Origin of the sequence: Brevibacillus sp. MER 51 (assembly GCF_023714195.1) — a bacterium.
GTDB lineage: Bacteria > Bacillota > Bacilli > Brevibacillales > Brevibacillaceae > Brevibacillus.
Genome location: NZ_JAMAUS010000009.1, coordinates 25,040 through 50,274 on the forward strand (window position 1 = coordinate 25,040; position 25,235 = coordinate 50,274).

Annotated in this window: 20 protein-coding genes; 6 read left to right on the forward strand and 14 right to left on the reverse strand. The window is 47.2% G+C overall.

The genetic code is table 11. The annotated features are described in order from the left end of the window. Positions 1–44: 44 nt before the first annotated feature. The 10 genes from fhuB to M3630_RS19435 all read right to left on the reverse strand — a co-directional run bounded on the left by fhuB (position 45) and on the right by M3630_RS19435 (position 14,034). Complete coding sequence (gene fhuB, locus M3630_RS19390; RefSeq protein WP_483298471.1) at positions 45–2,126, reverse strand: Fe(3+)-hydroxamate ABC transporter permease FhuB; 2,082 nt, start codon at positions 2,124–2,126, stop codon at positions 45–47. Continuing rightward, on the reverse strand, positions 2,126–3,145 hold the full coding sequence (locus tag M3630_RS19395; protein ID WP_221866864.1) for an ABC transporter substrate-binding protein: 1,020 nt from the start codon (positions 3,143–3,145) through the stop codon (positions 2,126–2,128). The genes fhuB and M3630_RS19395 overlap by 1 nt, the downstream gene beginning before the upstream one ends. 113 nt (positions 3,146–3,258) lie before the next feature. Continuing rightward, on the reverse strand, positions 3,259–3,588 hold the full coding sequence (locus M3630_RS19400) for a hypothetical protein (RefSeq protein WP_251253174.1): 330 nt from the start codon (positions 3,586–3,588) through the stop codon (positions 3,259–3,261). Between the two features lie 33 nt (positions 3,589–3,621). Beyond that, positions 3,622–5,499 carry an FtsX-like permease family protein gene (locus tag M3630_RS19405; RefSeq protein WP_173610546.1) on the reverse strand — a complete coding sequence of 626 codons (1,878 nt, stop codon included), beginning with the start codon at positions 5,497–5,499 and terminating at the stop codon, positions 3,622–3,624. 13 nt (positions 5,500–5,512) lie between these two features. Further along, a complete protein-coding gene (locus M3630_RS19410) occupies positions 5,513–6,280 on the reverse strand; it encodes an ABC transporter ATP-binding protein (protein WP_173610547.1) in 768 nt (255 codons plus the stop codon). 177 nt (positions 6,281–6,457) lie between these two features. Continuing rightward, on the reverse strand, positions 6,458–7,465 hold the full coding sequence (locus M3630_RS19415; protein WP_251253175.1) for an ABC transporter substrate-binding protein: 1,008 nt from the start codon (positions 7,463–7,465) through the stop codon (positions 6,458–6,460). Between the two features lie 162 nt (positions 7,466–7,627). After that, on the reverse strand, positions 7,628–9,079 hold the full coding sequence (locus M3630_RS19420) for a polysaccharide deacetylase family protein (RefSeq protein WP_251253176.1): 1,452 nt from the start codon (positions 9,077–9,079) through the stop codon (positions 7,628–7,630). A 151-nt stretch (positions 9,080–9,230) separates the two neighbouring features. After that, complete coding sequence (locus M3630_RS19425) at positions 9,231–10,460, reverse strand: efflux RND transporter periplasmic adaptor subunit (RefSeq protein ID WP_251253177.1); 1,230 nt, start codon at positions 10,458–10,460, stop codon at positions 9,231–9,233. Positions 10,461–10,480: 20 nt separating this feature from the next. Then, positions 10,481–13,612, reverse strand: coding sequence for an efflux RND transporter permease subunit (locus M3630_RS19430; RefSeq protein WP_251253178.1), 3,132 nt, complete (start codon positions 13,610–13,612; stop codon positions 10,481–10,483). A 38-nt stretch (positions 13,613–13,650) separates the two neighbouring features. After that, positions 13,651–14,034 (reverse strand): MarR family winged helix-turn-helix transcriptional regulator, encoded by a 384-nt coding sequence (locus M3630_RS19435; RefSeq protein WP_251253179.1) that lies wholly within the window; start codon positions 14,032–14,034, stop codon positions 13,651–13,653. A 228-nt stretch (positions 14,035–14,262) separates the two neighbouring features. On the opposite strand from M3630_RS19435, the gene M3630_RS19440 reads away from it, so the two are divergent. After that, positions 14,263–15,426 carry a sensor histidine kinase gene (locus M3630_RS19440; protein WP_251253180.1) on the forward strand — a complete coding sequence of 388 codons (1,164 nt, stop codon included), beginning with the start codon at positions 14,263–14,265 and terminating at the stop codon, positions 15,424–15,426. Between the two features lie 35 nt (positions 15,427–15,461). After that, positions 15,462–16,166 carry a response regulator transcription factor gene (locus M3630_RS19445; RefSeq protein WP_173610554.1) on the forward strand — a complete coding sequence of 235 codons (705 nt, stop codon included), beginning with the start codon at positions 15,462–15,464 and terminating at the stop codon, positions 16,164–16,166. 71 nt (positions 16,167–16,237) lie between these two features. Here the strand turns inward: M3630_RS19445 and M3630_RS19450 are convergent, their stop codons facing one another. The 3 genes from M3630_RS19450 to M3630_RS19460 form a co-directional block, all read right to left on the reverse strand. After that, entirely contained in the window at positions 16,238–16,714 is a 477-nt protein-coding gene (locus M3630_RS19450) for a GNAT family N-acetyltransferase (RefSeq protein WP_251253181.1), read from the reverse strand. Then, on the reverse strand, positions 16,695–17,396 hold the full coding sequence (locus M3630_RS19455; protein ID WP_251253182.1) for an MBL fold metallo-hydrolase: 702 nt from the start codon (positions 17,394–17,396) through the stop codon (positions 16,695–16,697). The genes M3630_RS19450 and M3630_RS19455 overlap by 20 nt, the downstream gene beginning before the upstream one ends. A gap of 318 nt (positions 17,397–17,714) precedes the next feature. Then, the gene (locus tag M3630_RS19460; protein ID WP_251253183.1) at positions 17,715–19,442 is read right to left on the reverse strand and encodes an amidohydrolase; all 1,728 of its coding nucleotides are present in this window, start codon (positions 19,440–19,442) and stop codon (positions 17,715–17,717) included. A 274-nt stretch (positions 19,443–19,716) separates the two neighbouring features. On the opposite strand from M3630_RS19460, the gene M3630_RS19465 reads away from it, so the two are divergent. Together M3630_RS19465 and M3630_RS19470 are read left to right on the forward strand one after the other, a co-directional pair. Beyond that, positions 19,717–20,166 carry a MarR family winged helix-turn-helix transcriptional regulator gene (locus M3630_RS19465; RefSeq protein WP_229087946.1) on the forward strand — a complete coding sequence of 150 codons (450 nt, stop codon included), beginning with the start codon at positions 19,717–19,719 and terminating at the stop codon, positions 20,164–20,166. After that, a complete protein-coding gene (locus M3630_RS19470; RefSeq protein WP_251253184.1) occupies positions 20,154–21,770 on the forward strand; it encodes a DHA2 family efflux MFS transporter permease subunit in 1,617 nt (538 codons plus the stop codon). The genes M3630_RS19465 and M3630_RS19470 overlap by 13 nt, the downstream gene beginning before the upstream one ends. Positions 21,771–21,856: 86 nt before the next feature. Here M3630_RS19470 and M3630_RS19475 read toward each other — a convergent pair whose 3' ends face one another. Next, a complete protein-coding gene (locus M3630_RS19475; protein WP_251253185.1) occupies positions 21,857–22,612 on the reverse strand; it encodes a metallophosphoesterase family protein in 756 nt (251 codons plus the stop codon). A 323-nt stretch (positions 22,613–22,935) separates the two neighbouring features. Here M3630_RS19475 and M3630_RS19480 point away from each other — a divergent pair, with 323 nt between their 5' ends. After that, a complete protein-coding gene (locus tag M3630_RS19480; RefSeq protein ID WP_251253186.1) occupies positions 22,936–23,493 on the forward strand; it encodes an RNA polymerase sigma factor in 558 nt (185 codons plus the stop codon). Further along, complete coding sequence (locus M3630_RS19485; protein ID WP_251253187.1) at positions 23,490–25,235, forward strand: DUF4179 domain-containing protein; 1,746 nt, start codon at positions 23,490–23,492, stop codon at positions 25,233–25,235. The genes M3630_RS19480 and M3630_RS19485 overlap by 4 nt, the downstream gene beginning before the upstream one ends.

Sequence of the window (25,235 nt, forward strand, 5' to 3'; positions counted from 1 at the left end):
TGTTGGAGATCTCTGTATTTGGCAAGTACTTGCCTTGCCTACGTCTATTGTGAGGAACGATTTGAACGAAACATCAGCAAGAACAGATAGGGCGCGCCTAGCAACGCCACCACTACTCCCGCCGGAATATCTTTCGGGATCATGACGGTTCTTCCCAACAAATCAGAAGCAGCCAGCAATACAGCTCCAAGCATGGCTGAGACGACAACTGCACGGCGATGATGCGGTCCAACCAGCATACGGGCTGCATGCGGAGCGAGAAGACCGATAAATCCTACGGCTCCGACACTGGCAACTGCGGCTGAAGCGAGCAACACTGCGATGACTGCCACAGACAACCTCGTCATCCGCACCTTTAACCCCAATCCAGTCGAGCTCTCGTCGTTAAATGACAAAAGGTCCACCCGACGTCCCAGCCACCATGCGATCGGTGCTAAAACGAGGATCGCAGGCAAAAGGCGGCCTACTTCCATCCATCCCCGCCCATATGTACTTCCTGCCAGCCAAGTAAGTGCGGGCGCTGCCAGAATCATGGAATGTACGATCAAGATATTGATCAAGGCGGCACCTGCGGCAGAAACCGCAATACCTACAAGCGTCAAGATGATTGGATTGAGCCCTCTTCTCCAAGAGACCGCGTACACAATCGCAGCAGAGATGATCCCACCTGCCACGGCCCCTAGCGGCATCCAAGCCGACAGTTGAGGAAACACGAGGAGCACGATAATCGCCCCTACACCCGCACCGCTCGTGACACCGACAATCTGCGGATCAGCCAGTGGATTACGTACTGCACTCTGCATGAGACTTCCGCTGATCGCGAGTGCCACGCCTGCCAACATCGCTGTCAACAGTCGCGGCATCCGAAGCTCAAACACCAATTGACTGTACATCTCGTTTCCTTGTCCCATGAAAATGGCGATGATCTCTGTCCACGGCAGGTACATGTTTCCGCTAGACAAGCTGATCATCCAAACGACCACGAGCAACACAGCAAGAATGCACACAATCAACGGATACGAAACTTTGCGTTGTGCTCCACCGACACTCATCGAGCCTCCAGTACCAGCACTCATGCTGCGCGAAACACGCAAAGCCAGCCAGATCAACCACGGGCCACCGATAGCAGCCGTGATGGCTCCTGCCGGAAGTTCACCATAATGATTGATAAACATACGTGCAATCGTATCAGAAGCCACAAGTAACGCTGCCCCCCAGATGGCACATAGCGGCAGCAGCCATCTATGCCGGGTGATGCCTGACAATCGCACCAGATGCGGAGCGACGAGTCCGATAAAACCGATTGGCCCGACCACACTGACACTGACGCACGTAACCAGGATCGCAATAAACATGGTGAAAAGCCGTGTTTTTGCTACCTTTTGCCCCAAGGATTTCGCCGTTTCTTCATTAAGGCTAAGTACATCAAGCTGCCTGGCCATGAAAAAGCTGACCAAAATCCCCGCTACAATCCAAGGCCAACTGAATTCTACACCCGACCAGTCATTTTGCTTCAAGGAGCCTGAGCCCCAGAGGAAAATGCCATTTGTCGTTTCTTCGTTAAACAAGATGATGGCACTCGTCAAGGAGGAGTACACCAAGGTGACAATCATCCCGGACAAAGCCACACGCACAGGCGTACCTTTTTGCCCGCCAGACATGAAATATACGGTAACAGCTGCGAGTATTCCGCCCGCCATCGCAAATGGAAGCGGATGGTCATGCAAGAATGATGGCCAGAAAACCATCCCGAACACCACGAAGAAATAAGCACCTGCATTTACGCCCAGTGTCGTTTCAGAAGCGAGCGGGTTTCGTGTCACTGTCTGCATCAAAGCTCCGGCAATCGCCAATGCTGCACCAGACAAAAGCCCCATGACCGTTCTCGGAAGTCTCACACCTTGAATCATATGGTGATCGGAAATGTCTTGTGGAGCAATAATGGCCTGTACAACAGAACGCAGAGAAATGTCTGCCATTCCCTGTGTCAAACTGACAAATGTAAGCACCAACAGAGCGACCAGTCCACTCCCTACCATCAAGAACAATCTCCAGCCCCCTCTTTGTGAGGAAGTGGCTGGAGTGATGTCAGATCGTGTAAACATTTTACTTTTGCCTAAACTCATTATTTTGCCAACAGATCAACAGCTTTATTCGCGAGAATCTTTGCAGACATGGTACCACCATACGGCCACAGATCTCCGCCCAGAGCATAGACGCGATTTTCTTTCACAAAAGTAAGGCCGTTCCAAACCGGGTTGTTCTTCAATTGATTCTCAATCACATTGTCATCATTTTGAATGATATGGAGGAAATTCGCATCCTGCAACGCTGGAAGTGCCTCCACATCTGCCAGTGTCATTCCTGTTTGCTCAAATTTCTTGGGCTTATACTTATTTGTCAGACCGATATGAATCAAGATGCTTGCTGCTGTAGAGTTGTCCGTAGACAAACGGAATTCTACCGCATTTTGACTGCTGTACCCCATCGCAAGGACGAATGGAACTTTATCTGCACCAGCCTTGGTCAGCTTTTCTTTTGCTTCCGCATAAGTCTTGTCGAGGTCTTTCAAAGCGGCTTCGGCTTCAGCATTTTTACCCGTAATATCCGCAATTTGCTTGAAGATCTCGATCATTCGATCATACTGTGATCCCTGACCTTCAGCAGGATTCGTATCAAAAGCAATCGTTGGAGCAATTTTACTCATTTCGTCGTAATTGGCTTCCACGTTTCTTTTAATACCGATAATCAAATCTGGCTTCAACATCATGATCGATTCCAGGTTTGGGGAAGTACGACTCCCTACATCCACTACTTCTGGAGCAATCTCCACCGGGAGTTTGACCCATTTTTTCATATTTGGAATATCTGCAATCCCTACAGGCTGAATACCAAGAGCCAACAAATGCTCTGCTGAGCTCCATTCCAATGCAACGATACGCTTTGGAGTGCCTTTGATAGTCGACTCTCCCATCATGTGCTTCACTGTGCGCACTTGCTCTTCAGCCGGCTTCGCCGCGTCAGGCTGAGCTGTAGCAGCTTGGTTGGAACCAGATTGTGCAGATGACCCTGCATTGCCGCAAGCAGCGAGTAGCAGCATCGCAGACAAAAATACAAGCATCACTGGTAATTTCATAAGACGCATGAAAAAATTCCCCCTTACTTTTCTAGGTGTTACTTCGAATGAGAAAAGATGTTGCATGATGGTCATGATTTCCAATCGACCATTGATTATGATAATGATTATCATTATCCTTGTCAACAGCGGGATGTGTTCATTATTTTTGGCTTTCCAAACTGTTTTGATTTGAAGAACGCTTCTTGAAGCGGCTCTCCGTTTTTAACAATAGCTCCGTAGAAGAAGCGTATTTCCAGTCCAAGCGCCTCTGGAGCCCGACAAAGCGGAGGGTTGAATGGAGGGAGTGCTTTTAGCTTCAACTCTGCGAATACCTCATCGAAACTGCTACTTTTGAAGCGGCTCCCGCCATTCAGCCCGGAGCGGACAGACCAACCCACAGCGGGGCGGAGGCCGAAGCGTAGACTGGAAATGCGCTTCTTCCCCCACATCAGCTCCGTTTTACAAGACAAAAAAATCCCCCTCAAATGAGGAGGATTGATTCCTTACGCTTCTTTCGGCAACACAATTCCACGATAAAGCTGAACCGTGATGTAATAGTAAATCGCATAGATCACAACGAAAATCAGCGTCGGAATCCAAATGTTCAGATACGGGTCCAAAAGGATGAACGAGAACATCTCCATACCGATCAATACGTGCATCAGACCGATAATCGCCGGGAAAATGAATACCATGAACAGCTCTTTATAGATCGAACCTACGAGCAACGATCGACGTACGCCGATTTTTCTCAGCATACTGTAACGATCTTTGTCACGGGAAGCACCGGACAAGATTTTGAACATCAGGCAGCTCGCCATCATCGCCAGGAAAGCAATTCCGAGGAAGAAGCCCATAAACATCGTTCCGCTTGTGAAAATATACATCCCCGCATACGTACTGTATTTGGAAGAAGTGTATACGTCTTTCGCTTCCACATTTGCGATAGACCCAATCAACTGCTTTTGACGTTCATCCATTTCTTTTAATTCGTGCGTGTATTTCAAATAGTCGTCAACCTGGGCAAGGAGAACCTTATGTTCACTTCCAGCGGTTTTCTCATACGTCGCCTGATCCACAACCAAAACAGATTTGCCCTCAATCATCTGGTAGTTGATAAAATTGGTGAATATCGCTTTGTCCCAATCCTCAGGAACAGCATCGTACTTACCTTTGTCATCTTTTGACGAACTAACGATATACGTCTCTTTTGGAAGCGGATCTGTCACAAGTTTTGGCTTGTTGTCAGCAGAGTAATTTTGAATGCTGTTCGTGGAAATCAGCAGCGGATTTGCCAGCAAGTCTTCCTTCAAGTAGTAATACGCCTTGTCGTCGACTTTGTATCGATACGTATTTTGCGTTAGGACGTTCATTTTTTTCAGTGCTTCATAATCCGCTTCTACCGGATCATGCAGATTCATGTCATACACATGGAATACCGAGGTAAACAAATTGACGTTTTGCTGGAAGGCCAAGCCCCCTGCCATCGCACCGACACCAAGCCCGATCAGCATGGCTACTGTACCAAGGATTTTGGTCAGGTTGTTCACCCGAAAACGCAGCTGAGCAAAAGTGAATGCGTTCAGCTTGCTATCATTCAGCTTTTTATTTTTCTTCAAAGCCTGTACAAGCACTGGCAACAGCGAGATGAATATCAAGTACGTCCCGACTGTGCATGAAATAGCGCCTACGATAAAGCCGAGAGCTTGCAGGTACATAATCAAGTGCAAGCATGTATAGCCCAGAGCCAACAGGATCACGCCAAGGATGGCTACCAAAACGGCTCCGATTCCTTTTGATTTGATTTGGTCATTTTGTTGCTCGGCACGGATGAGAGCGAGCTCAGTAGCACGAGCCAAACGAGTCGCATTGATCGTGGATGTGATGATAAACAGGATGAGGAAGAATCCCCATGTCATCCAAACGGCTGGCAGATAAAAAGGATAGTACCCATCCGTAGAAATCTCCAGCAGGTTCATGAGCAAGACGCCGATGCCGCTTGCAAGTGCAATACCAACCAGACTACCGATCACCAGGGAAATGATCCCCATCGTCAATGTTTCCAGGAACAAAATCTGGCTGATTTTCCCCTTCTTCGCCCCCAAGACCATGTACATTCCAAGCTCTTTGCGCCGCAGTGAGAGTAGGAATGAGTTGGCATAGAAGATATAAAAAATCGTGATAAACGCCAGCAGGAATGCCCCTACATTGAAAACGATCTGAATCGAAGAGATCATCGCGTTGTTCTTCGTGTAATCGGAATTGAGGGCAAGCGTCTGGAACATGTAAAAAATCGAAATGGAGATGACCAGACCCACGAGCAGAACCAGATAGTCCTTCATCATCTTCCGCATACTGGACAAGGATAGCTTGAAAAGCATGAAACGTTACCTCCTAGCGTACATCATGTGATGCACCTAGCTCGGCCAGTACATCCAGAATTTGTTTGAAAAATTGCTGACGATCCCCCGTACGTTGAATCTCGGTGTACAGTTTGCCGTCCTGAATGAACAAGATCCGTTTGCAATAGCTCGCGGAAAAGGCGTCATGCGTAACCATCATGATGGATACCTGGTGGTTCTCGTTCAAATCTGTCATCGTTTCCAGCAAGCTTTTTGCATTCTTCGAGTCGAGAGCGCCCGTCGGTTCGTCCGCCAGCAAAATCGCAGGATCATGCACAAGTGCGCGTGCTGCTGCGGCCCGCTGTTTTTGTCCCCCGGAAATTTGAACCGGATATTTTTGCAAAATCTCTTCGATCCCGAGTGTTTGTGCTACGTTACTTACTTTGGTGCTGATCTCTTTGGAAGGGACTCCTTGCAGAGACAGTGGCAATGCAATGTTCTCATACACGGACAAATTCTCTAGCAGGTTGAAATCTTGAAAAATGAAGCCGAGCTTTTGTGAGCGAAAATCTGCGAGCTGATTACGCTTCATCTGTGTAATGTTCGTTCCCGCAATTTCAATAAAGCCTTCTGTTGGACGATCCAGTGTAGAAATCACGTTGAGCAGAGTTGTTTTACCCGAACCGGATGGCCCCATGATTCCTACGAATTCACCTTTGGCTATGGTCATCGATACGCCTTTTAAGGCATGCGATTGGCTTTCACCTTTTGTCCCATATATTTTTTGAACGTCTTTCACTTCTAGTACAGCAGTACTCATTCTACGTTCCTCCATTCTATCTATTGGCTAGCGCTCGTTGTTTCTGTCGCTATCAACTGTAACCAAATTCCAGAATAGGAGCTATTGATGTTCCTTACAGTTTTCTTTACATTTTGTAAGGTTTATTACGTGAGACGAAAAAAAGTCATCCGGCGAGGGATGACCTTTTCTTGTGATCTATTTTTTGCTCTTGTTCTCTTCATGCCTTTTGATCAGCATATCTACGAACATATCGATATGTGCTGTGATCGCAATTGGGTCATAGCGATAGAATGTATCGTAGTCGTTGTAGAAAATCTGATTGTTTTTCGCCGCAGGGGTGGCATTCCAGACAGCGGACTTCTGTAAGGTTTTCAAGGCTTCGCTATTTTTTTCCGGATTGTAGAAAGTAACGAACATGTAATCCGCAGCGTATTCCGGCAAGGTTTCCATGGACAGCTGTACGGTTTGCTCTTTGGATTTGTTTGCGTGCGGCATTTTCAGCTTCAATGCATTGTACACGGTTTGACCACCGCGACCTGCGTGATCGCCGAAAATCCACAAATCTCCTTTGTTCGTCAGCTCGTAGAGACCAACCGTCGCGTTCTCATCCACGATGCCTTTCAGCTTTTCGCGACCCCAGGCAGCCTTCTTGTCAAAATCTGCAATGAACTTGTCTGCCTTTTCTTTATCGCCAACCACTTCTCCGAACAATTTGACCGTATCGTAAATGTTTGTCGCCGTACCATACGGGAGATAAACGGTTGGAGCGATTTTGGACAAGGCTTCATAATTGTCATCATACATGACGACGATAAGGTCAGGAGTGAGCTCTAACGTTTTCTCCACATTGATCCGCGGGCTACCTACGTCCTGCGCGTTTTTTAATTGTTCCACGGTAAACGGGCTTTTGAAAGCTTCCGTCTCTGCACCGATTACATTTCCACCTACTGCAATCAGCTCGCCTGCGTAGTAGTCCGTCACAATACGTTGTGGCTTGTCAGGAATTTGAATGGTCCCTTTTGGTGTTTCGATACTGCGCATTTTGTTTACCGTAGGGGCTTCTGTTGACTTGTCAGCTGGCTTGGAAGCAGAATCCGTGGCGGGTGCTTGCGTTGCCGTATTTGCTCCACCGCATGCCGTCAAAAAAAGCGAGAACACAAAAATGACAGCAAGGACAGCTTTGACTGTTTTGTTCGTAAGCATGATGGGCCTCCCTTATGTACGTTTGTAAGATAGGTGTAAGTAATAATTATATCGATATTGATTATCATTATCGACAAAACTATAACAAAGAGTATTTTTACTGTCAATCGCCCCCAGCTTTGCGAAAAAGGCAAAAAAAAAAATCCCTTTCTGAGAAAGAGATTAGTTGCCAAAGCGGCTTTGTTTAAGCATATCGTCCATCTTTACAAAGGTGTAGCCTTTGCTTTTCAGGCTTTCCAGTACAACCGGGAGTGCCTCAATCGTGTGGATGTCATCGAGCATATGCAGCAAAATGACACTGCCATTTTTCGTTCTGCTCATGACGCCATTTACAATATCTTGGGCGCTGTTTTTCTTGTCCCAATCCAATGTGGTGACATCGTACAACGCAATGACCTTGTATCCCGTAGCTGCTATCACTTTGGCTGTGTGATCGTCTACTACGCCAGTCGGCGGACGGAACAGCATGACAGGCTGCTGTTGGATCGCTTCGGTAATGACTTGATGTGCTTTGACCACGTCCTTTTGCAATTCTTCTGGTGTCAGCGTCGTTATGACCGGATGGCTATACGAATGGTTGGCCACATCATGGCCACTTTCTACCATCGCTCTCGCCAAATTCGGATTGTTCTCCACCCCTTTTGCCCGCAAGAAGAACGTCGCTTTTACATTGTGCTCTGCCAAAATGTCCAATAGTTTCGTTACGGTTTTGTCGCTTCCCCAGTCATCAAAGGTTAGCGCGATCTGTTTTTTATTTGTGTCGACCTGAGAGATGATCTCGTACTCGGCATTTTCAAATTGCGGGTTCAATTTTGCTGCGTCAAAGCCTGGAATTTGTTCCAGCGGCTTGCGTTCACCGCCGTTTTTCACCATCTCACTGAGCGGGACAAACTGATAGCCGATATCCGCTGCTGCCTTGGCGATCATCGGAATGGCTGGGATCACCTCAGGATTGATGTCTGTATTGAGTGAGATAATGCTGCCTCTGGACATGTAGCGTGTTATGTAATCTCCAATGGTTTTGGCGTCTTTTTGCAAATCACGGTCCTTCGGGTTGATGTTGTAGCTGACGACCGCTTCCATCCCGAGATGGGCGGCTGCCAAACGAACGTCATCTGTCACATCGCCAGATTTGGTCCTCACATAGCGAGGTGAAATACCCGTCTCGCGTTTGATTACCTCATTACTCAACTGAATCTCTCGATATATTTGCTCGTAGCTGAGCTTGCTCATATCCAATTGATTCAATGTGTTGTTTTGGATTTCATGACCGCGGGCCAAAATGTCCTTGGCGATGTTTGGCTCCTCGGCGACACGCATACCAGGGAGAAAAAAGGTAGCTTTTATTTTATGAGCATCTAGCTGCTCCAAAAGACTTTTCATCATTTTATCGTCGCCCATGCCGTTAAACGTCAGAGCCAGTTCCTTGCGCCCCGTGTATACATAAGGTAGCACCTTGCTTTTTTCACCCGTGTATCGAGTAATTTTCTGTTTCTTCTCTATCTTCAGGCGCTCAGTGGATTCTTCTTTGCTCGCAAACATCGAGCATCCAGAGACGAGCACGACTGTCATGAGCAGTGCCATTCCTTTGGATAGTTTGGCGGATATAATCATATATGACTCCTTGTCCCTTCATTTCTTTGATGTCGAAATTAATCATAGCTAAAATTATACTCTGTTTGGCATTTTTGGTAGAGTAGATTTTCTTTCCATTTCATAACAAAAAAAAGGCGGATCTGCTCCGCCTCATTTTCTTTCCTGTTTACTACTCTTGAATACTCACCTTTCCGCCATCCACAAGCAGCGTCTGACCTTTTACCACGACTTTATCTCCATTCGCTAGGCCGGACACTACTTCAATCAACTCGCTTGTCGAGTTGCCCGTCGACACTTCCACTTGCTTGGCTGCTTCCCCTTCCAGCTTGAACACGTATTGTCTGCCTTCACGCTCAAATACGGCCTTGCGAGGAATGACCAGTGACTTCGCTCCTCCTGAGCTTTGCGGGAAGGTAACATTCACGACCATATCGGATTTCAATTCATTGGAAGCATTCGGGATCGTGATTTCTACTGGATAGGCCTTGAGCTGCGAATCCATGACAGGACTAATCGCCGTTACATTTGCATCAATCGTTTTGCCTGTAGACTGCACGTTTACTTTGACGACTGCTCCTACTTTTACTTTCGTCACATCTGCTTCGGACAAATTCGCTTTGACCACAAGTGGATTCGTTTTGACGACGGTCACAATAGGTTGCTGGCCTGCCATCTGTCCCACTGCCCCAGTCACGCTTGCGACAAATCCGTCGATGGGGGAGACAACCTTTGCATTTGCCAATTGCTCACGAGCGTTTTGCAGCCTGACCTCGGACTCCGTTACACTTGCCGCCGATACTTGCACACCCGTTTTTTGTTTCGCGCTTTGCAGCTTCTGCTTGGCATTGTCATAGGAAATTTGGGCTTTTGTGAGCGTTGTATTAGCCTCTTCCATTTTCTCAGTAGCAATCGCTCCCTCTGCGAGCAGCTTCTGATTACGTTGTTGATTCAGTTTGGCGTCAGCAAGCGCTCGTTCTGCTTCCGTCAAATCATTTTGTGCTTCCACCAAGCTTTGGTTAGAAGTACTGCCTGCTTGGGTTAAGTTCGCTTTTGCCACACGGAGAGCTGCTTCTTGTTCTCTTACGCTGTTAGAGAGCTCATTCGTATCAAGTGTAAACAATAATTGTCCTTTTGTTACAGCCTGACCCAGCTTTACGGGCAGAGACGCAATTTTCCCACCGGTTTTTGGTGACATTTGGACTTCCTCACTCGGTGCCAATTTTGCAGTGAGTCCAGCCTCAGAAGTGACCATGCCTTGTGCCACCGTTGCAACCTGTACAGGGGTAACCGTTTCTGCTGGTGGGGCAGCAGTCGTCGCGGCCTCCTCCTGACTTGCGCAGCCTGTGATCAAGGTAAGGGAAAGTAGCGCCACAATCGCGATTCTTTTATTTATGATCATGAATGGTTCCTCCTCTTTTCTTATGCATTTGTCGATTCCAAAGTGGTAAGGCTTTTCTTTTCCTGCTTTTGCTTGCGTTTGTTGCGTCTCTTTTGTCCCATCTCATCAAACCATACAGTAACCACAGGTACGAGTACGAGTGTGATCATGGTGGAGAAAATCAAACCATACATGACGGTAGTAGCCATTGGCGCTTGCAGTTCCAAACCAGACCCGGCAGCAACCGATAGAGGAGCAATGGCCATAATGGTTGTGAGAGTTGTCATCAAAATTGGACGCAGACGAGCAGGTCCTGCATGTAAAATCGCTTCATGTAGCTCCCAACCTTTTGCACGCAACTGATTGATCAAGTCGATTAGCACAATCGCATTGTTCACGACCAGACCGATCAGCAAAATGTACCCGATCAAAACAGATACGGTAATAGGCGTGCCTGTAAACAAAAGCCCCAGTATGACCCCGGTAAGGCTCGGAGGAACCGAGAACATGATAATAAATGGACTGAAAAGCGATTCAAACTGAGCAGCCATGACCATGTACACAAGCACGACAGACAAGATAATCGCGAGACCCAGATTCACAAAAGAATTTCCCATATCCTCGCTCTGCCCGCCTATTTCGATGGTATATCCGTCCGGAACATTCAGCTTATTGATGATATTCGTAACTTCCGTCGCGGCCGCTTGCAGGTTATCCCCAATCAAATCGCTCGTGACTGTCACTTCGCGCGTCATGTTTTTGCGCTCAATCGATGGTGGTACATCGACTTTGCTAATGGTCGCCACGGAAGTGAGGCTGATTTGAGCGCCTGTTGGCGTGGAAATGCGCAGATTCTTCAAGTAATTGATATCTTCCTTATAATCTTCTGGCAGTTTGAGATTGATATCAATTTCATCTTCGCCCGTACGATACTGGGTAACCGTTTGACCTTGGAAAGAAGTTCGCACAGCAGAAAGGATTTCATTTGTTGTCACTCCATACAAGCTCGCCTTCTCTGTATTGACCTTCACATCGAACTCCTGACTCATTTCCTGAACACTGGTAGATACGTTGATCGTTCCCGGTACCTTGGCTATTTCTCCTTTCACAATCTCGCTCAGTTCCGTTAAGACGTCCAGATCATCTCCGCGAATTTCAATCGAGATGGCTGCTCCGCCCCCCATACCACCGGAAAGGGATTTCACCTTGATATCTGCACCTGCAATATGCTTGACTTGCTCTTGCAGGCCCACAGCAATTTCCTCTGTCGATCGCTGTCTCGTAGAAATCTCTCCTACGTGAAGTTCGATCGTTGCGTTATGAGAAGTAGATGCACCGCTCTCTGAAATACCGTCGCTACCCCCGACTGAGGACTTGACCAATTTCTTTTCTGGCACTTGATTGACCACTTCTTCTACTTGCTTCATTACTTTTTCTGTTTCCGTCAAGACAGTACCCTTTGGCAGCTTGATCTCTACCTGGATTAACCCTTGGTCCATATCTGGGAAAAAACCTGCTCCGAGAGAGGGAACTAACATCAATGAGCCAATCAACATGGCAAAAGCAGATCCGATCACCGTTTTCCGATGACCCAATGCCCATTTGAGCAACCTTTGATAACCCTTCTCCACTTTATGGAATCCGATATTAAACCAGATTAGTGGATTGAAGCCGCGATAGTTTTCGTGATTCGTATGCTCCGGTACCGTTTTTAACATCCGAGCACTCATCATCGGAACCAGTAAGAAAGTGAAAACGAGTGCTGCGATGTGTGAGAAAACGACCGTCAACGCTAATGGTGCGAAAAGCTCAGCAACAATCCCCTCTGTCAGCGCAATCGGTAAGAATACGCAAATTTGTGCCAATGCGGATGCCATTACCGCGGTTCCTACCTCTTTGGAACCGACCAATGCCGCTTCCATCATGCCCTTACCTTGTTCCCGCTGACGGAAAATGTTCTCCAGCATAACAACCGCGAAGTCCACTAATGATCCCAATCCGAGCGTGAGACCAGCAAGGGAAATCAGGTTGATTGTTTGACCTGTCATATACATCAAGAGGAAGGTTGATATGATCGATACAGGCAGGACAATAACCGCAATGAGCATAGACGACAGACTGCCCAAGAAGAAGAACAGCATGAGTACGCCAATGGCACCACCTGCAAGAGCATGTACTATCGTGTTGTCAACGGAACTCTGGATATAGGTAGAGGTATCGAGAACGATACTTGTTTCTACATTTGCTGGAAGCGTGCTATTAATCTTCTCCAGCTCAGCCTTTACGTCTTTTGCGATTTTGATCGTATTGCCGCCTGTGCCTTTCATCACGGAAATTCCCAAGCTTGGCTTTCCATCAATGTAGCTCAGATTGGTCACTTCTTTGATGGTGTCTGTTACGTTGGCAATATCACTCAGTCGGATGAAGCTCCCACCGACAGAAATCGGCGTGAGTGCAATGGTGTCCACATTGGTGAATTCTCCTTGCACGCGAATACTGGTTTTTGCGTCACCTTCCCGAATCGCACCAGCTGATCCGGATACATTGCTGTTTTCAAGTGCTGCCTTTATTTGATCCAATGTCAATCCATAGGCGGCTAGTTTGGCTGGGTCCACGATGATATCGACAATTCGCTCTTGCCCACCGGTGACAGTGACAGAAGCAACACCGTTAATTCGTTCCAAGCGGGCCTTAATTACATCATCCGCGATTTTTTTCAGTTTGTTGACATCTTGATCGCCAGTTACAGCCAGATCAATGATCGGCTGGCTTGTCGGATCAAATTTCAAAACCCTTGGTGAACCAGCTGATTCAGGCAAGCTCCCTCGGACCAAATCTACTTTATCTCGCATATTCAGTGTGGCTTGATCCATGTCTGTTCCCCACTTGAAATGGAGGATGACCGAGGAGGAGCCGTTCACAGAGGTTGATGTGACCTTGTCTAAATTCGGAACCGTGCCTAATGCATTTTCGATCGGTTTGGTAACGAGCTTTTCTACCTCGGCTGGAGCCGCCCCCTCAACAGAGGTAACAACTACGGCGACCGGTGAAGTCAGCGATGGCATCAATTCAATAGCCAAGCGAGGAAAGGTAACCAAACCAAAAATGAAGATGGCTATGGATATCATAATCATCGTGACCGGACGTTTAATGGACAGTTCGGATATATTCAAAATTTTCTCACCTCTTCTTTTGTAGGGAGCTCAGCGTATCAGCTCAGTATTTCTTTCTCCAAAATAAGCTCGCGCAAGGAATGCAGCGAAGCAGATGTGCAAGCACTTCCTTCTTGACACGTCCAATTCGCTGGCACACGGTCCGTCAATGCTGCCCACACAATTCTCCGATCCGATTTATCACGAAATCTGCGCACCAAGTTCATCTGTTCCAACCGACCGATTAAGCCTGAGGTCGTACTATAGGAAAGATCAATCGCCTTGCTGATTTCTCCCATTGTTTTCGGGCTGATCGCGATTTGCTCCAGAATAAGAACTTGTTGCCAGGTGATATCACTTGAATCCAATGCTTGCATGGAAAGAGTGGAAAATACGGTGCTCGTTTCTCTTAGAATCTTCGCTAACTGAAACAGTTCGTTCATAAAAGCCTCCTACCCATTGTCTATTTTTCGGACTATCGTTTGGGGTGTTCCCCTCCACAGATCAAATTGTACTTATACGATTCGTCCCCGAAGTCTATCGGGCAGTCAAATTGTGGAATTTGATTTTATCTATCCAGAGATAGAAGACCGTACACCCGGAGATAGACGACAGCGCATGCTAAAATGAAACTATAATGGGTACGTATTCCAAGAAAGGAGGTTGTCTTCTTGAACGCTTCAACTGCATCTTTACGCTCCCGTTTCCTGCTCATTTGTTTTTTTGTATTGATCTCATTTTTTCTCATTCCAACAGCTTACATGCATGAACCCACCATTCCATTTATCATCTCTCTGATCATCATCTTCTGCTTCTTGCTGATGTTTCTCAGACCCAAAAAGAATTGGAAACCACTTCAAAAAGACATCGCCATTATCGTTCTTGGTACTGTGTCATTTATAAAAGTTCTATATGTAGGAGAAGAGATCGGTCTATCCTTGCCATTGGTAGCTTTTATTGGTTATCACATTCTTGAACGCCGCGGATTGTACTATGCGATTTTTTTTGGCACATGCTCTTTTTCTTACATGTACTTTTATAAAGGCAATATTTTTGAGGAAGTAATCGGCTATGTCGTGGCCTATATCGGATGGTATATCGGCGCACGAGGATTATCTCTTCAAAATCAAGCAAAGGAATCGAGTCAACAGCATCTAAAACAATTGCAAGAGGCGCATGTTGAACTCCAGGAAGCTCATTCTGAACTTCAAGAGGCCTCTGTGAATACACTTCGTGCCGCTGTCCTCGAAGAGAGGACCAGAATCGCCCGCGATGTTCACGACGCCTTGGGGCACAGTCTCACATCGTTAATCGTTCAATTGAATGCTTTGAAATACATGCTGCAAGGAGGACCGAGTGACGCACAGGAGGCTGTCCGAGACATGCTTACGGTATCCAAGCAAAGCCTCGATGATATACGCTCGTCTGTACATACATTGGCTGCAGACAAATCTTCTCTGGGAATCACACCGCTGCGCATACTCTTATCACGAGCCCAACAGCATACCGACATCAAAATGCAGCTGATCAGTCCCAATCCAGACATTCCTCTCTCTCAGCAGATGACCATTACGCTTTACCGGATTCTCCAAGAAGCGATTACCAATTCCATACGACATTCTGATGCAACAGAAATTTTCATAACGATTGAAAAAAAACAAAACTATCTATTCCTGGCTATTTGGGACAATGGGAGTATGACGAATCATCATCAAATCAAGCTGGGCGCAGGTTTAACAGGTATCGCAGAACAAACCAAGCAACTAAACGGGGACCTTTCCTATTCCATTCGAGAGCCCCACGGCTTTCAAATTGACATCAGCTTTCCGCTTTGAAAAGCAAATAGCAGTATATAAGGAGGAATGCCAGCGTGGAAAATCAAAACAAAAAAGAGACCATTCGTGTGGTCCTGGTCGATGACCAAACGATGATCCGTCAAGGATTGGGATATGTCATCAGTATGCAAAAGGATATGGAAGTAAGCGGGGAAGCTTCCAATGGGGAAGAAGCCGTGAAGATCGTAGGAGAAATCATTCCTGATGTAGTCTTAATGGATGTACAAATGCCGAATATGTCAGGAATCGATGCAACACGAGAAATCACTCGACTCCATCCTTCGATAAAAGTTTTAATCCTCACAACATTTGACACGTACGATTACATTGTAGACGGTATTCGTGCTGGTGCTGTCGGCTATATGCTAAAGGATTCCGATTCACAGGATATGTTGGACCTCATTCGCAGGGCCCATCAGGGAGAGGCACTGTTTTACACGGCTACAGCTGCCAAGGCTCTGGCGGAGGTTCTACAGTTTCAACAAAAGAATCACGAACCTGACTCTGATGCTGACTGTGACTCGCTTCCACCCCTTGTCATGCTTGATCAGTTGACTGATCGAGAGCGGGACGTACTTGAGCAGCTATCCTACGGCAAACGCAACGATCAAATTGCGCAGCACTTACTCATCTCAGGGGGAACCGTCAAGACGCATATCCATCGGATCTTGCAAAAAATGGGCGTAGAAGATCGTACACAAGCAGTTGCCAAGGCGATCCGGTATAAAATCGTGAAATAGGGAAGGAAACAAAAAAGCCCAAGCATGTAAAGCATGCTTGAGCGTTGATAACTGATTGGAATAGACTGCAGCTATTCCATACTCTGTAACTTTCCGATCTCCACTTCCAACAGCGGCAATACTCTTCCTGGGAACACGGTAGACGCGATTTCTCCTACTCGCTTTGCCCCTCTCGACAAGTAAAACGGTTCTGCGTACGGGTCGCTGTGGATGGTGATGACTGGGATATCCAGCTTTTGTGCCACCTCCACCATATGCTGCCACAGAGCCTTTCCATAACCTTTTCCTACTGCCTCCGGTTCCAGGAACAAAAAGCCTAATAGCCACTGCTCCTGCTCTGCATCCTTTTCCAAACTCATGAAGCCTTTGATGCTGCCCTCATCCTCTAACACATATACTTCCTGTGTCTCGATATAGGCAGATGATAGCGTCAGATCTTCGCGACAGGCCTCCATGAATTCATCACTGTATCCCCAATAAGCTTTGGAGCGATAGGCTAGCTTGCTCAGTTCGCTTGCTTCTTGTCCTTTACCTCTGCGGATGTTCATCTGAATTCAGGCCCTCCTTTGCTACGATCTCTGCTAACCGTTGTTTGATACCCCCTGTACAAACGCCACCATGATAGGCAATCACTGTCTCTATATCGAACTCGAGCAGTTTGCGGATCGATTGCAGAGCTGTCGGTTGATCAGGCGTAAATTCGGGATTGAAGGGCATCAGTACCCCATCTTGTGCTGTGAGGGCGTCTCCTGAAATCAACGTCTTGCTCGGAATATGATACAAAGAGATGTGATCCGGGGAATGACCGGGCGTATAAATCACCTGGATACCGCCACAGTAAGGGAGAACATCGCCATCCTGTACGGCATGATCCACTTTTACCGGAGGGGCCAGTACCCCACTTTTGATCAAGGGTGTTTCTCCAGCCAGATACGGAATCGCTACCTCGTGAGCAACCACCTGTACGCTTCCTTCCTTTGCTGCTACTATTTCAGGCAGGCTGCCGATATGATCCCGGTCTTGATGGGTAATGATGATTTTCGTCAACTTTTCAAAGGGAATCGCTTCTTGCTCCAGTACGTTCTGAATCAGCTCCAATTGTCCGGAGATGCCTGTATCCACAAGAATGGCTTCATTTTCATCCCATAGCACTGCGGTGTGGACGACGAATGGATTGCCTCCCGCGTTCATCTCCAGTTTGATCGTTTTGATTCCTTCCGTTTGGGTCAAATCGGACACCTCCAGTATTTGCTTGAATCTGAATCGTATGAATGATTCCCTAAAAGCAGGGGTGAATCCTCTCCCTTCCCGTTATGTATTTTTGGGAGAGAAGTTCGTAATCCCTAATCCCTCTCCTTCAACTCATTCTGTAAGAACATCACCAAGTTATCAGCAATCTTTTCTGCGTACTCACTGACTTGCTGTTTACTCATTATTTCATAGTCTTCTTCATGATCGAACTTGACAATGGGGGTGTTATCTAGCGTGTATTCTATCAAAAACACCACTTTTACAGCAGCCTCAACTAGGACAGCCGTTTTTCCCCTCTTACTTTGCTTCCTTCTGACGATAGACTTCCTTCCCTTCAACCAAGGTCAGCACGACTTTCGCATCTTTGATTTGAGTGGCCGGAATTTTAAACAAATTTTTATCGAGCACGATGAGATCTGCCTTCTTGCCGACTTCGATCGAGCCTGTGATGTCATCCACGTGGTTGGCGTAAGCACCATCAATCGTGAAGCTGGCGATCATTTCTGCAAGCGTCGCCCGCTCGTCTGGGTTGGCAATTTTGCTCGGATCGGTTACACCCTCCTCGATCCGGGTAATGCCTTGTTGAATGCCATGCAGTGGATTGAATTCCGGCGTTACGATGTAGTCAGACGAAGAAGCTACATGCACCCCTTTTTTCAGGAAGCTCTTCATCGGGTATTCTTTTTCTGCGCGTTCGTGACCCAAGTACGGTACTTCGATCTCATCGTAGTAGCCCTCTTCCTGCATAAACCAGAATGGCTGCACGATTCCGACTGCACCCAGCTTTTTGAAGCGCTCGATGTCTGACTCATTGACCAGTTGCAAGTGAACGAGCGAGTGGCGAGCATCGTGCTTGCCATTTTGTTTCTCAGCGAGCTCCATACCGTCCAGTGCAATGCGGGTAGAAGCATCCCCGATAGAATGGATGTGCAATTGGAAGCCTGCCTTGTCTACTGCGGCAGCGGTTTGATTGTAAACCTCTGGCTTCCAGATTAATTCTCCGTTTGTTTCCTTATGGACATACGGCTTTTCCAAGTAAGCTGTGGCGCCTTCTACGACTCCATCCAAAAAGATTTTGACGGCGTTGACCTGGAATAGCGGATTTTGATTTTGATTACGCTCACGGATTTTTACGAATTCTGCGATCTGCTCAGGTCCTTTTTCCGGATTCGCTGTCAACGCATTGCGGAAGCGGATGGTCAGCTTGTCCTCTTTCGCGAGCTCCTCGTACGCTTCCAATACGTTCGGATAGCGCAGCATATCCGGGTCGCGCACTGTCGTTACACCGCGTTCAACTGCTTTTTCCTGGTAGGCTTCAATCCCGGACTTGTATTGCTGGACGGTGTATCCGCCGATTTTTGACAGCACCAGATTCATTGCGCTTTCACGCAACGTTCCAGATGGTTCTCCTGTTTTCGGATCGCGCTCGATAATGCCACCCTCAGGGTTTGGTGTGTCCTTCTTGATTCCGGCCAGCTTCAATGCTGCCGAGTTCACCCACAAAGAATGTCCATCATCGGAGGTCAACGCGATTGGAGTCATAGGCACGATTTTATCCAAAACTTCCTTGCGCGGACCAATACCAGGCACTACCGGATTGCTCCAGCCCCGTCCTTGCAATGCTGGTTCATTTGGATGCTCTTTGACGAATTTCTCGATGGTCGCAACGTACTCCTCGACAGAGCCTCCGTCAAACAAATCAATGGAGTAAATGAGTCCCGTCGTTTTGCTTGCATGCGTATGACTGTCAATAAAGCCCGGCAATACCATTTGGCCCTTCAGATCGATTACTTTCGTATCCTTGCCGATGTGTGCTTTCGCATATTCATCTGCACCGACAAAGACAATTTTATCACCGCGAATAGCCACGGCCTCCGCCCAGCTGTTCTTATTGTCCACTGTGTAAACCGCGCCGTTCGTTAACACGACATCTGCTGGCTGTTTTGTCTCTTGGGCGGCAAAAGCCGACATCGGGCTCATCAGCGCTGTGGCGAGTAAGGCGCTGGTTAATTTTTTTCCAAACACGTTAAGATCCCACCTATCTATTTATCTAAGATGAAAAGAATGCCAAAACTGATTGTAGCATCGCAACTCTGAAAATTCCATGAAATCCGGTCGAAAAATAGTATTTTTCCCCGATTTATGACGAAATTGATCACATAATGACCACTTGAATTGGTCAAATTGGTAAAAGGTTAATTTGACTCTCCTTCATGAATCGATGTATACTCATAAATGTTTTAGGGGGTAAACATTTAACACCGTATATAATTAAGCAATGAAAACAGGAGAGGGTACGATGCAAAGCCAAGTCAATTTTGAAGAACTTTATATACAACTCCAGCGAAAGGTTTCGGCTGAGTCACACAAGCGTTTGGACCCACTCGTATCAGGATCACAAGCGATGCTTTTGCGAATCCTAGATATGAGCGGCCCGCAGAAGGCATCTTCTATTGCAGAACGAATGAATATTACCCCCGGAGCCGTTACGAGTCTCGCTGATAAATTGATTGCTTGCGGCTATGCCACCAGAAATCGTGACAGTACGGATCGCCGCGTCGTGCAACTGGACATAACCGATGAAGGAAGAGAAATCCTGCGGAAATATAAAATCATCGTGAGAAATACCATTGAACAGTTTTTTGCAGGCGTGTCTGATGAAGACAAACAACATTTAGTCCGCATCTATCACCAGGTTCTGAAGAATATAGATCAACAAAGAGAGGAGAATCAAGATTGCAACAGCTGACAGAGAAAAAGAAAGTAACGATTATGATCGCGATTATTACGGCTATGTTTTTCGCCGCGATCAACCAGACCATTATCGGGGTTGCCATGCCGCGTATTATTTCGAAGCTGGGAGGCATGGATTACTATTCGTGGGCGATTACGATTTATTTGCTGACCTCAACCGTCGCTTCTGTGCTGGTTGGGAAGCTCTCCGATATATACGGAAGAAAACCGTTTATTTTGACGGGTATCGCGTTGTTTAGTATCGGGGCCTTGTTGTCCGGGTTTTCTACCGATATTTTTCAACTGATTACGTATCGTGGCATTCAAGGGGCTGGTGCAGGGATCATCATGTCCACTGCTTTTACCGCCATGGGTGATTTGTACGAACCCCGCGAGCGTGCCAAATGGGGCGGAATTATGAGTGCCGTCTTCGGCGTATCCAGTGTGCTTGGTCCTCTGATGGGCGGCTATATCGTCGACCATCTCGACTGGCACTGGGTGTTCTGGATCTTCTTGCCGATTGGCGTGATTGCCTTTCTGTTGATCATGATTCATTTCCCAAGAGTACCGAAGCAAGAAGGAGAGTCTGTCGACTACTTCGGCTCGCTGTTCTTGACGCTCACCATCGTACCGATGCTGCTCGCCTTCTCATGGGCAGGTAATGGCCCGGGCAAACACGCCTGGGGCTCGTGGCAAATTATTGGTTTGTTTGCCGCCACAATCATTGCGTTGATCGTGTTTATTATGATTGAGAGGAAAGTAAAGACTCCTGTTCTTCCGCTGGGCTTGTTCAAAAACAGTATTTTCACTGTCTCCAATCTGGTCGGATTCTTCCTCAACGCGGGGATGATGGGCGCTATCATTTATGTGCCATTCTTTGTCCAAGGGGTCAAAGGCATCTCGCCGACGATGGCTGGTTATGTGGCGATGCCGATGTCGATTGCCATGCTCGCGACCTCTGCAATCGCCGGACAAATCATGACCAAGACGGGAAAATATAAAAAGATGGCGCTGGGAGGACTTCTCGTCATGACCTTGGGCATGGTGCTGATGTATTTCATGTCGCCAACCACACCGATTTACTTGCTCGTGATCTACATGATCATTCTCGGGTTGGGGATCGGGATTGCGATGCCAGTCTTCTCTTTGACGGTGCAAAATGCAGTCGCACCGCAGCAATTGGGTGTCGCCACAGCAACGTCGCAGCTTTTCCGTAACCTCGGTGGGACCATTGGAATTGCTGTCATGGGAACCGTCATGAGTGCCAGCATGTCTGCGAAAATGACGCAACTGTCGGGAGCCATGGGTCAGGTGAACAATCCCGCAGCAGCTGATCCTGCCCTGGCAGAGAAGCTGTCGCTCTTTACGAATCCGCAAAATTTGTTGGATCAGCCGAAAATTGAAGCCACGCTGGCTAGTCTGCCACCGGATTTGCAGCCGCTGTTTACTCACATGCTGGATATGATCCGGGAAGCGATGAGCTATGGAATTACGACTACGTTTTTGACTGGGGCGATTGTAGCAGGAATCGCGGTCATCATCGCGCTGTTCCTGAAGGAAATTCCACTGCGTAGTGGGAAGATGGGACAGAAGCCGGAGGGCAAAGCAGGAAAGGCTTAATAGGAAAAGGAAGAGGGCACTTGTCCTCTTCCTTTTTTTCATGGGGTTAATCTGCAAGAATATCTGGCTGCTCGACGGTCGACACCCTATAGCTCTGCTCTTCCCGTTCGGATCGCATAGGCATAGTCTCTGCGTCCGTTTTCTTCTGCTCTTCTCGCTGCCTTCTCGAAGTCATACGGAACCAATACATGCTCAACCAACCACGAGCCGCCTTGTTTTTTTACCGTGACGTACTTGGCATGGGGTGTCTTCGATTCCATCGAATGCGGGTACGGCGCTTCCTCAAAATACGCTGGCAGCCCTACGCTCCCCGGATTTACCACGAGCTTGCCATCTGGCAGCCATACGGATTTGGGCACATGTGAGTGTCCGCAAAAAATGACCTGCTGCTGAATGCCAGTAAGCTCGATCATTAAGGAATTTGCGCTTTTGTCTTCGATTCCATATGGAGCGACACTCTCCAATAAGTACACATCATCGGCAAAAGGTGTGCCGTGACAAAACAAGAGATCATCCAACGTCCACTGCTTTTCGAATGCCCCGATCCAACTAAGAATTTCTTGTGTCAGCAGTGGCTTCACGTATTCGAACGTGATGGACTCCATTTGCTCTTCCAGTAAATATCTGTCACAATTACCCATGATGTGGGTAATAGAAGATCGCTCCATTAAGAGCTCTGCCGTTTTGATCGGATCAAGCGGTCCAAACAACGTATCGCCCAGGTTCACGATGGTTTGAATACCGCGGGAATCAATGTCGTGCAGCACGGCCTCCAATGCATAAGCGTTGCTGTGTATGTCGGAGATCACCGCGATGGAATGGTTGTTTTGGCTCAAGGTCATATACTCCTTTACGAAATTCGAAGCATCTATGCTTATAGTATTACTGCAAAATTATGTACATTTCCTGCTCCATTTAAGTTTTCGCGGCTTACGTGACAGATCAAGAGGATGCCCTTCTATCAAACGAAGAGAGGCATCCTCTTCCTATGCCATTTTGAAAAAAACATGAAAAAAGTTTGAGAGGGGTCCCCTCTCCTCATCGTCTATAGTAGTGAACAGCAAAACGGTTTTGTCCGTTTTGTTTGACCACAATCGAAAAACGTCGAGACGTTTTTCACAAAAAGGAAAGCTGCGCAGCACCTTTTTGCAAGGAGGTAACAAACATGCAGGACGATCGAGAGGTCATTGCGGAGGTTCTTCAGGGAAATAAAGAGGCTTATGCTCTGATCGTCAATAAATACAAGGGAAAAATCGCTTCGATTCTCCAGCGTACGCTCCACCATTCTCATGATGCCGAAGACATGGTGCAGGAGGTTTTTATCAAGGCGTACTACAGTCTGCCAGACTATAAACCCCAGTACTCCTTTTCTGCCTGGCTGTATCGAATCGCAATTAATCGCGGGATTGACGAGCTGCGGAAGCGAAAACGGATGCCTTCCGTAACGGAGATAGATATCGAGGTCAAAGACGAATGTCCGATCCCGGAGGAAGATTATTTGGAAAAAGAACAGCGTCATGCTTTGCGACAGCAGATGATGACACTGGACAAAAACCACAGGACGCTTCTCGATTTACATTATCTCCAGCACCTAAGCTACCGAGAGATCGGCAACAAACTATCTTTGTCCGTAGATACTGTCAGAATGCGCCTCTCCTATGCCAGGAAAAAGCTGCGAGACCAGCTAAGCAAGCCGGAGAAAAAAGGGGGTACCCCGCTTTGAACTGCCTTACGCAAAGACAGCTGATCGCCTACATGGAAGATCGTTTATCACCAGTGAACAAACAAAATATCGAAAGTCATCTCGATCATTGCACACACTGCCAGCACCAGCTGGAGCAATGGATCGATGAGCTGCACCAAACAGAAGAAACGATATGGGAAGATTCTCTCTCAGCAAATATGGATCAAAAGATTATTCAGATGCTCTCGCCTCATCCCGTGAGAGTATTGAACCCTGCTACCCCTTCACACCAACCACCTGCGTGGAAAAAAAGGAGTATCACGATCATGAAAAGAATGACGATTGCCGCCGCTGCATTAACCATCATCGTAACGGGAGGAATGCTCGTCTCCCCGACCTTTGCCAGTTATGTCCATGCTGCTTTTACGAACAGCCCAATAGGCAAGGCTGATCCTGTAGCACCTGTAAGCAATAGCTTTTTGCAAGAATTAGCGGACAAAGGAATTGCTCAAGCAGCCAAGAATGGATTCGCGCAGTCCGTTGATGTTAGCACGACCGATCAAGGCCTCACTTTTGCCGTGCATGAAGTGATGGCTGACCCGCTGCGGATTAGCATAGCAGCTTCTTTAAAAGACAAGAACGGAAAGGCATTAGACAGCTTTATGTCGGAAATGGTGAGTAGATCTACCAAAGAGCCACTTATCATCATCAAAGACAAACAAGGAAACATCCTTATACCCTCTAAGGAAAAAAATGCTCAATACCCCAATAAACAATGGGATCATTCCATGTTTGTCGATAATGGTGTTATGATCTTGGATCGCGAGCTACGAAGCTATTTTGATGATCTAAACAAGGTGCCTGACGAGCTGATCGTAGAGTTTAACATCAAGCAACTGGACAGCATCAAGGGGAACTGGAAGCTGTCCGTACCTGTAGATATGAAAAAAGCAAAAGCAGCAATGAAGACCCATGAAATTAACAAAGCCTACACGACCCCGCAAGGACTCAAGCTGAACGTCAAACAAATTACGTTTGCGCCAAGCGGAGTGGAGATGGTCATTGATCGAGCCCTTGCTGCTAACGAGAATAACGCATACAGCTATGAGCTGGTGAACGACAAGGGCACAGTGGTCGCTGCTTGGGATTCGACTGCGGTTATTCATGAAGCCAATAAAAGAAGTAATGTGACCAGGGATGTGAAATGGGAGCATACCCAATCCACCGAAAGTGGAGCAAGAGACTTCCATTACTTCTATCCCATTGACGAAAGCCAAAATCTCACCTTCAAGCTCAGATCTGTTTATACAGAGGAAGCGGCTACTTTAAACGCGAAATTGGACACCAATCGCCTCGAGAAGAAAGAAGTCATCACAGCGGAAGACCAGGGAGATCAGTTTACTTTCAAAAAAGATCAAAAGGATCCAAACGCGGTTGTTGATGTTGAAGGCTATGACGGCCATTACCGCGTGAACGACGATGGAACTACCACGAAATTGGAAGGCTACCACCTGGCATTCGAGGCAACTCTCGCTCCAGATGCTGCCGCTATGGGTCCCTACCAATACTGGACCATTACAGACGAGACCGGGAAAAAGTACGAAGACATCCAGTACTTAATCGATAAGACTGAGTTTGAAAATGATCGGGCGATTTTTGGAGGTAAGGTTTTCTTGGAAAACCTCACAACCCTGCCAAAGCAATTGATCATTTCATCCGAGAAACGAATGGTTGAACACAAAAATGTAGAGTGGGAAGTACCGATTTACTCCGGAAAATAA

What these genes read in the sequence shown, in the direction of transcription:
- fhuB (WP_483298471.1), bottom strand. Translation starts at nt 2,126, where the DNA reads ATGAGTTTAGGCAAAAGTAAAATGTTTACACGATCTGACATCACTCCA.
- M3630_RS19395 (WP_221866864.1), bottom strand. Translation starts at nt 3,145, where the DNA reads ATGCGTCTTATGAAATTACCAGTGATGCTTGTATTTTTGTCTGCGATG.
- M3630_RS19405 (WP_173610546.1), bottom strand. Translation starts at nt 5,499, where the DNA reads ATGCTTTTCAAGCTATCCTTGTCCAGTATGCGGAAGATGATGAAGGAC.
- M3630_RS19410 (WP_173610547.1), bottom strand. Translation starts at nt 6,280, where the DNA reads ATGAGTACTGCTGTACTAGAAGTGAAAGACGTTCAAAAAATATATGGG.
- M3630_RS19415 (WP_251253175.1), bottom strand. Translation starts at nt 7,465, where the DNA reads ATGCTTACGAACAAAACAGTCAAAGCTGTCCTTGCTGTCATTTTTGTG.
- M3630_RS19420 (WP_251253176.1), bottom strand. Translation starts at nt 9,079, where the DNA reads ATGATTATATCCGCCAAACTATCCAAAGGAATGGCACTGCTCATGACA.
- M3630_RS19425 (WP_251253177.1), bottom strand. Translation starts at nt 10,460, where the DNA reads ATGATCATAAATAAAAGAATCGCGATTGTGGCGCTACTTTCCCTTACC.
- M3630_RS19435 (WP_251253179.1), bottom strand. Translation starts at nt 14,034, where the DNA reads ATGAACGAACTGTTTCAGTTAGCGAAGATTCTAAGAGAAACGAGCACC.
- M3630_RS19450 (WP_251253181.1), bottom strand. Translation starts at nt 16,714, where the DNA reads ATGAACATCCGCAGAGGTAAAGGACAAGAAGCAAGCGAACTGAGCAAG.
- M3630_RS19465 (WP_229087946.1), top strand. Translation starts at nt 19,717, where the DNA reads ATGCAAAGCCAAGTCAATTTTGAAGAACTTTATATACAACTCCAGCGA.
- M3630_RS19475 (WP_251253185.1), bottom strand. Translation starts at nt 22,612, where the DNA reads ATGACCTTGAGCCAAAACAACCATTCCATCGCGGTGATCTCCGACATA.
- M3630_RS19480 (WP_251253186.1), top strand. Translation starts at nt 22,936, where the DNA reads ATGCAGGACGATCGAGAGGTCATTGCGGAGGTTCTTCAGGGAAATAAA.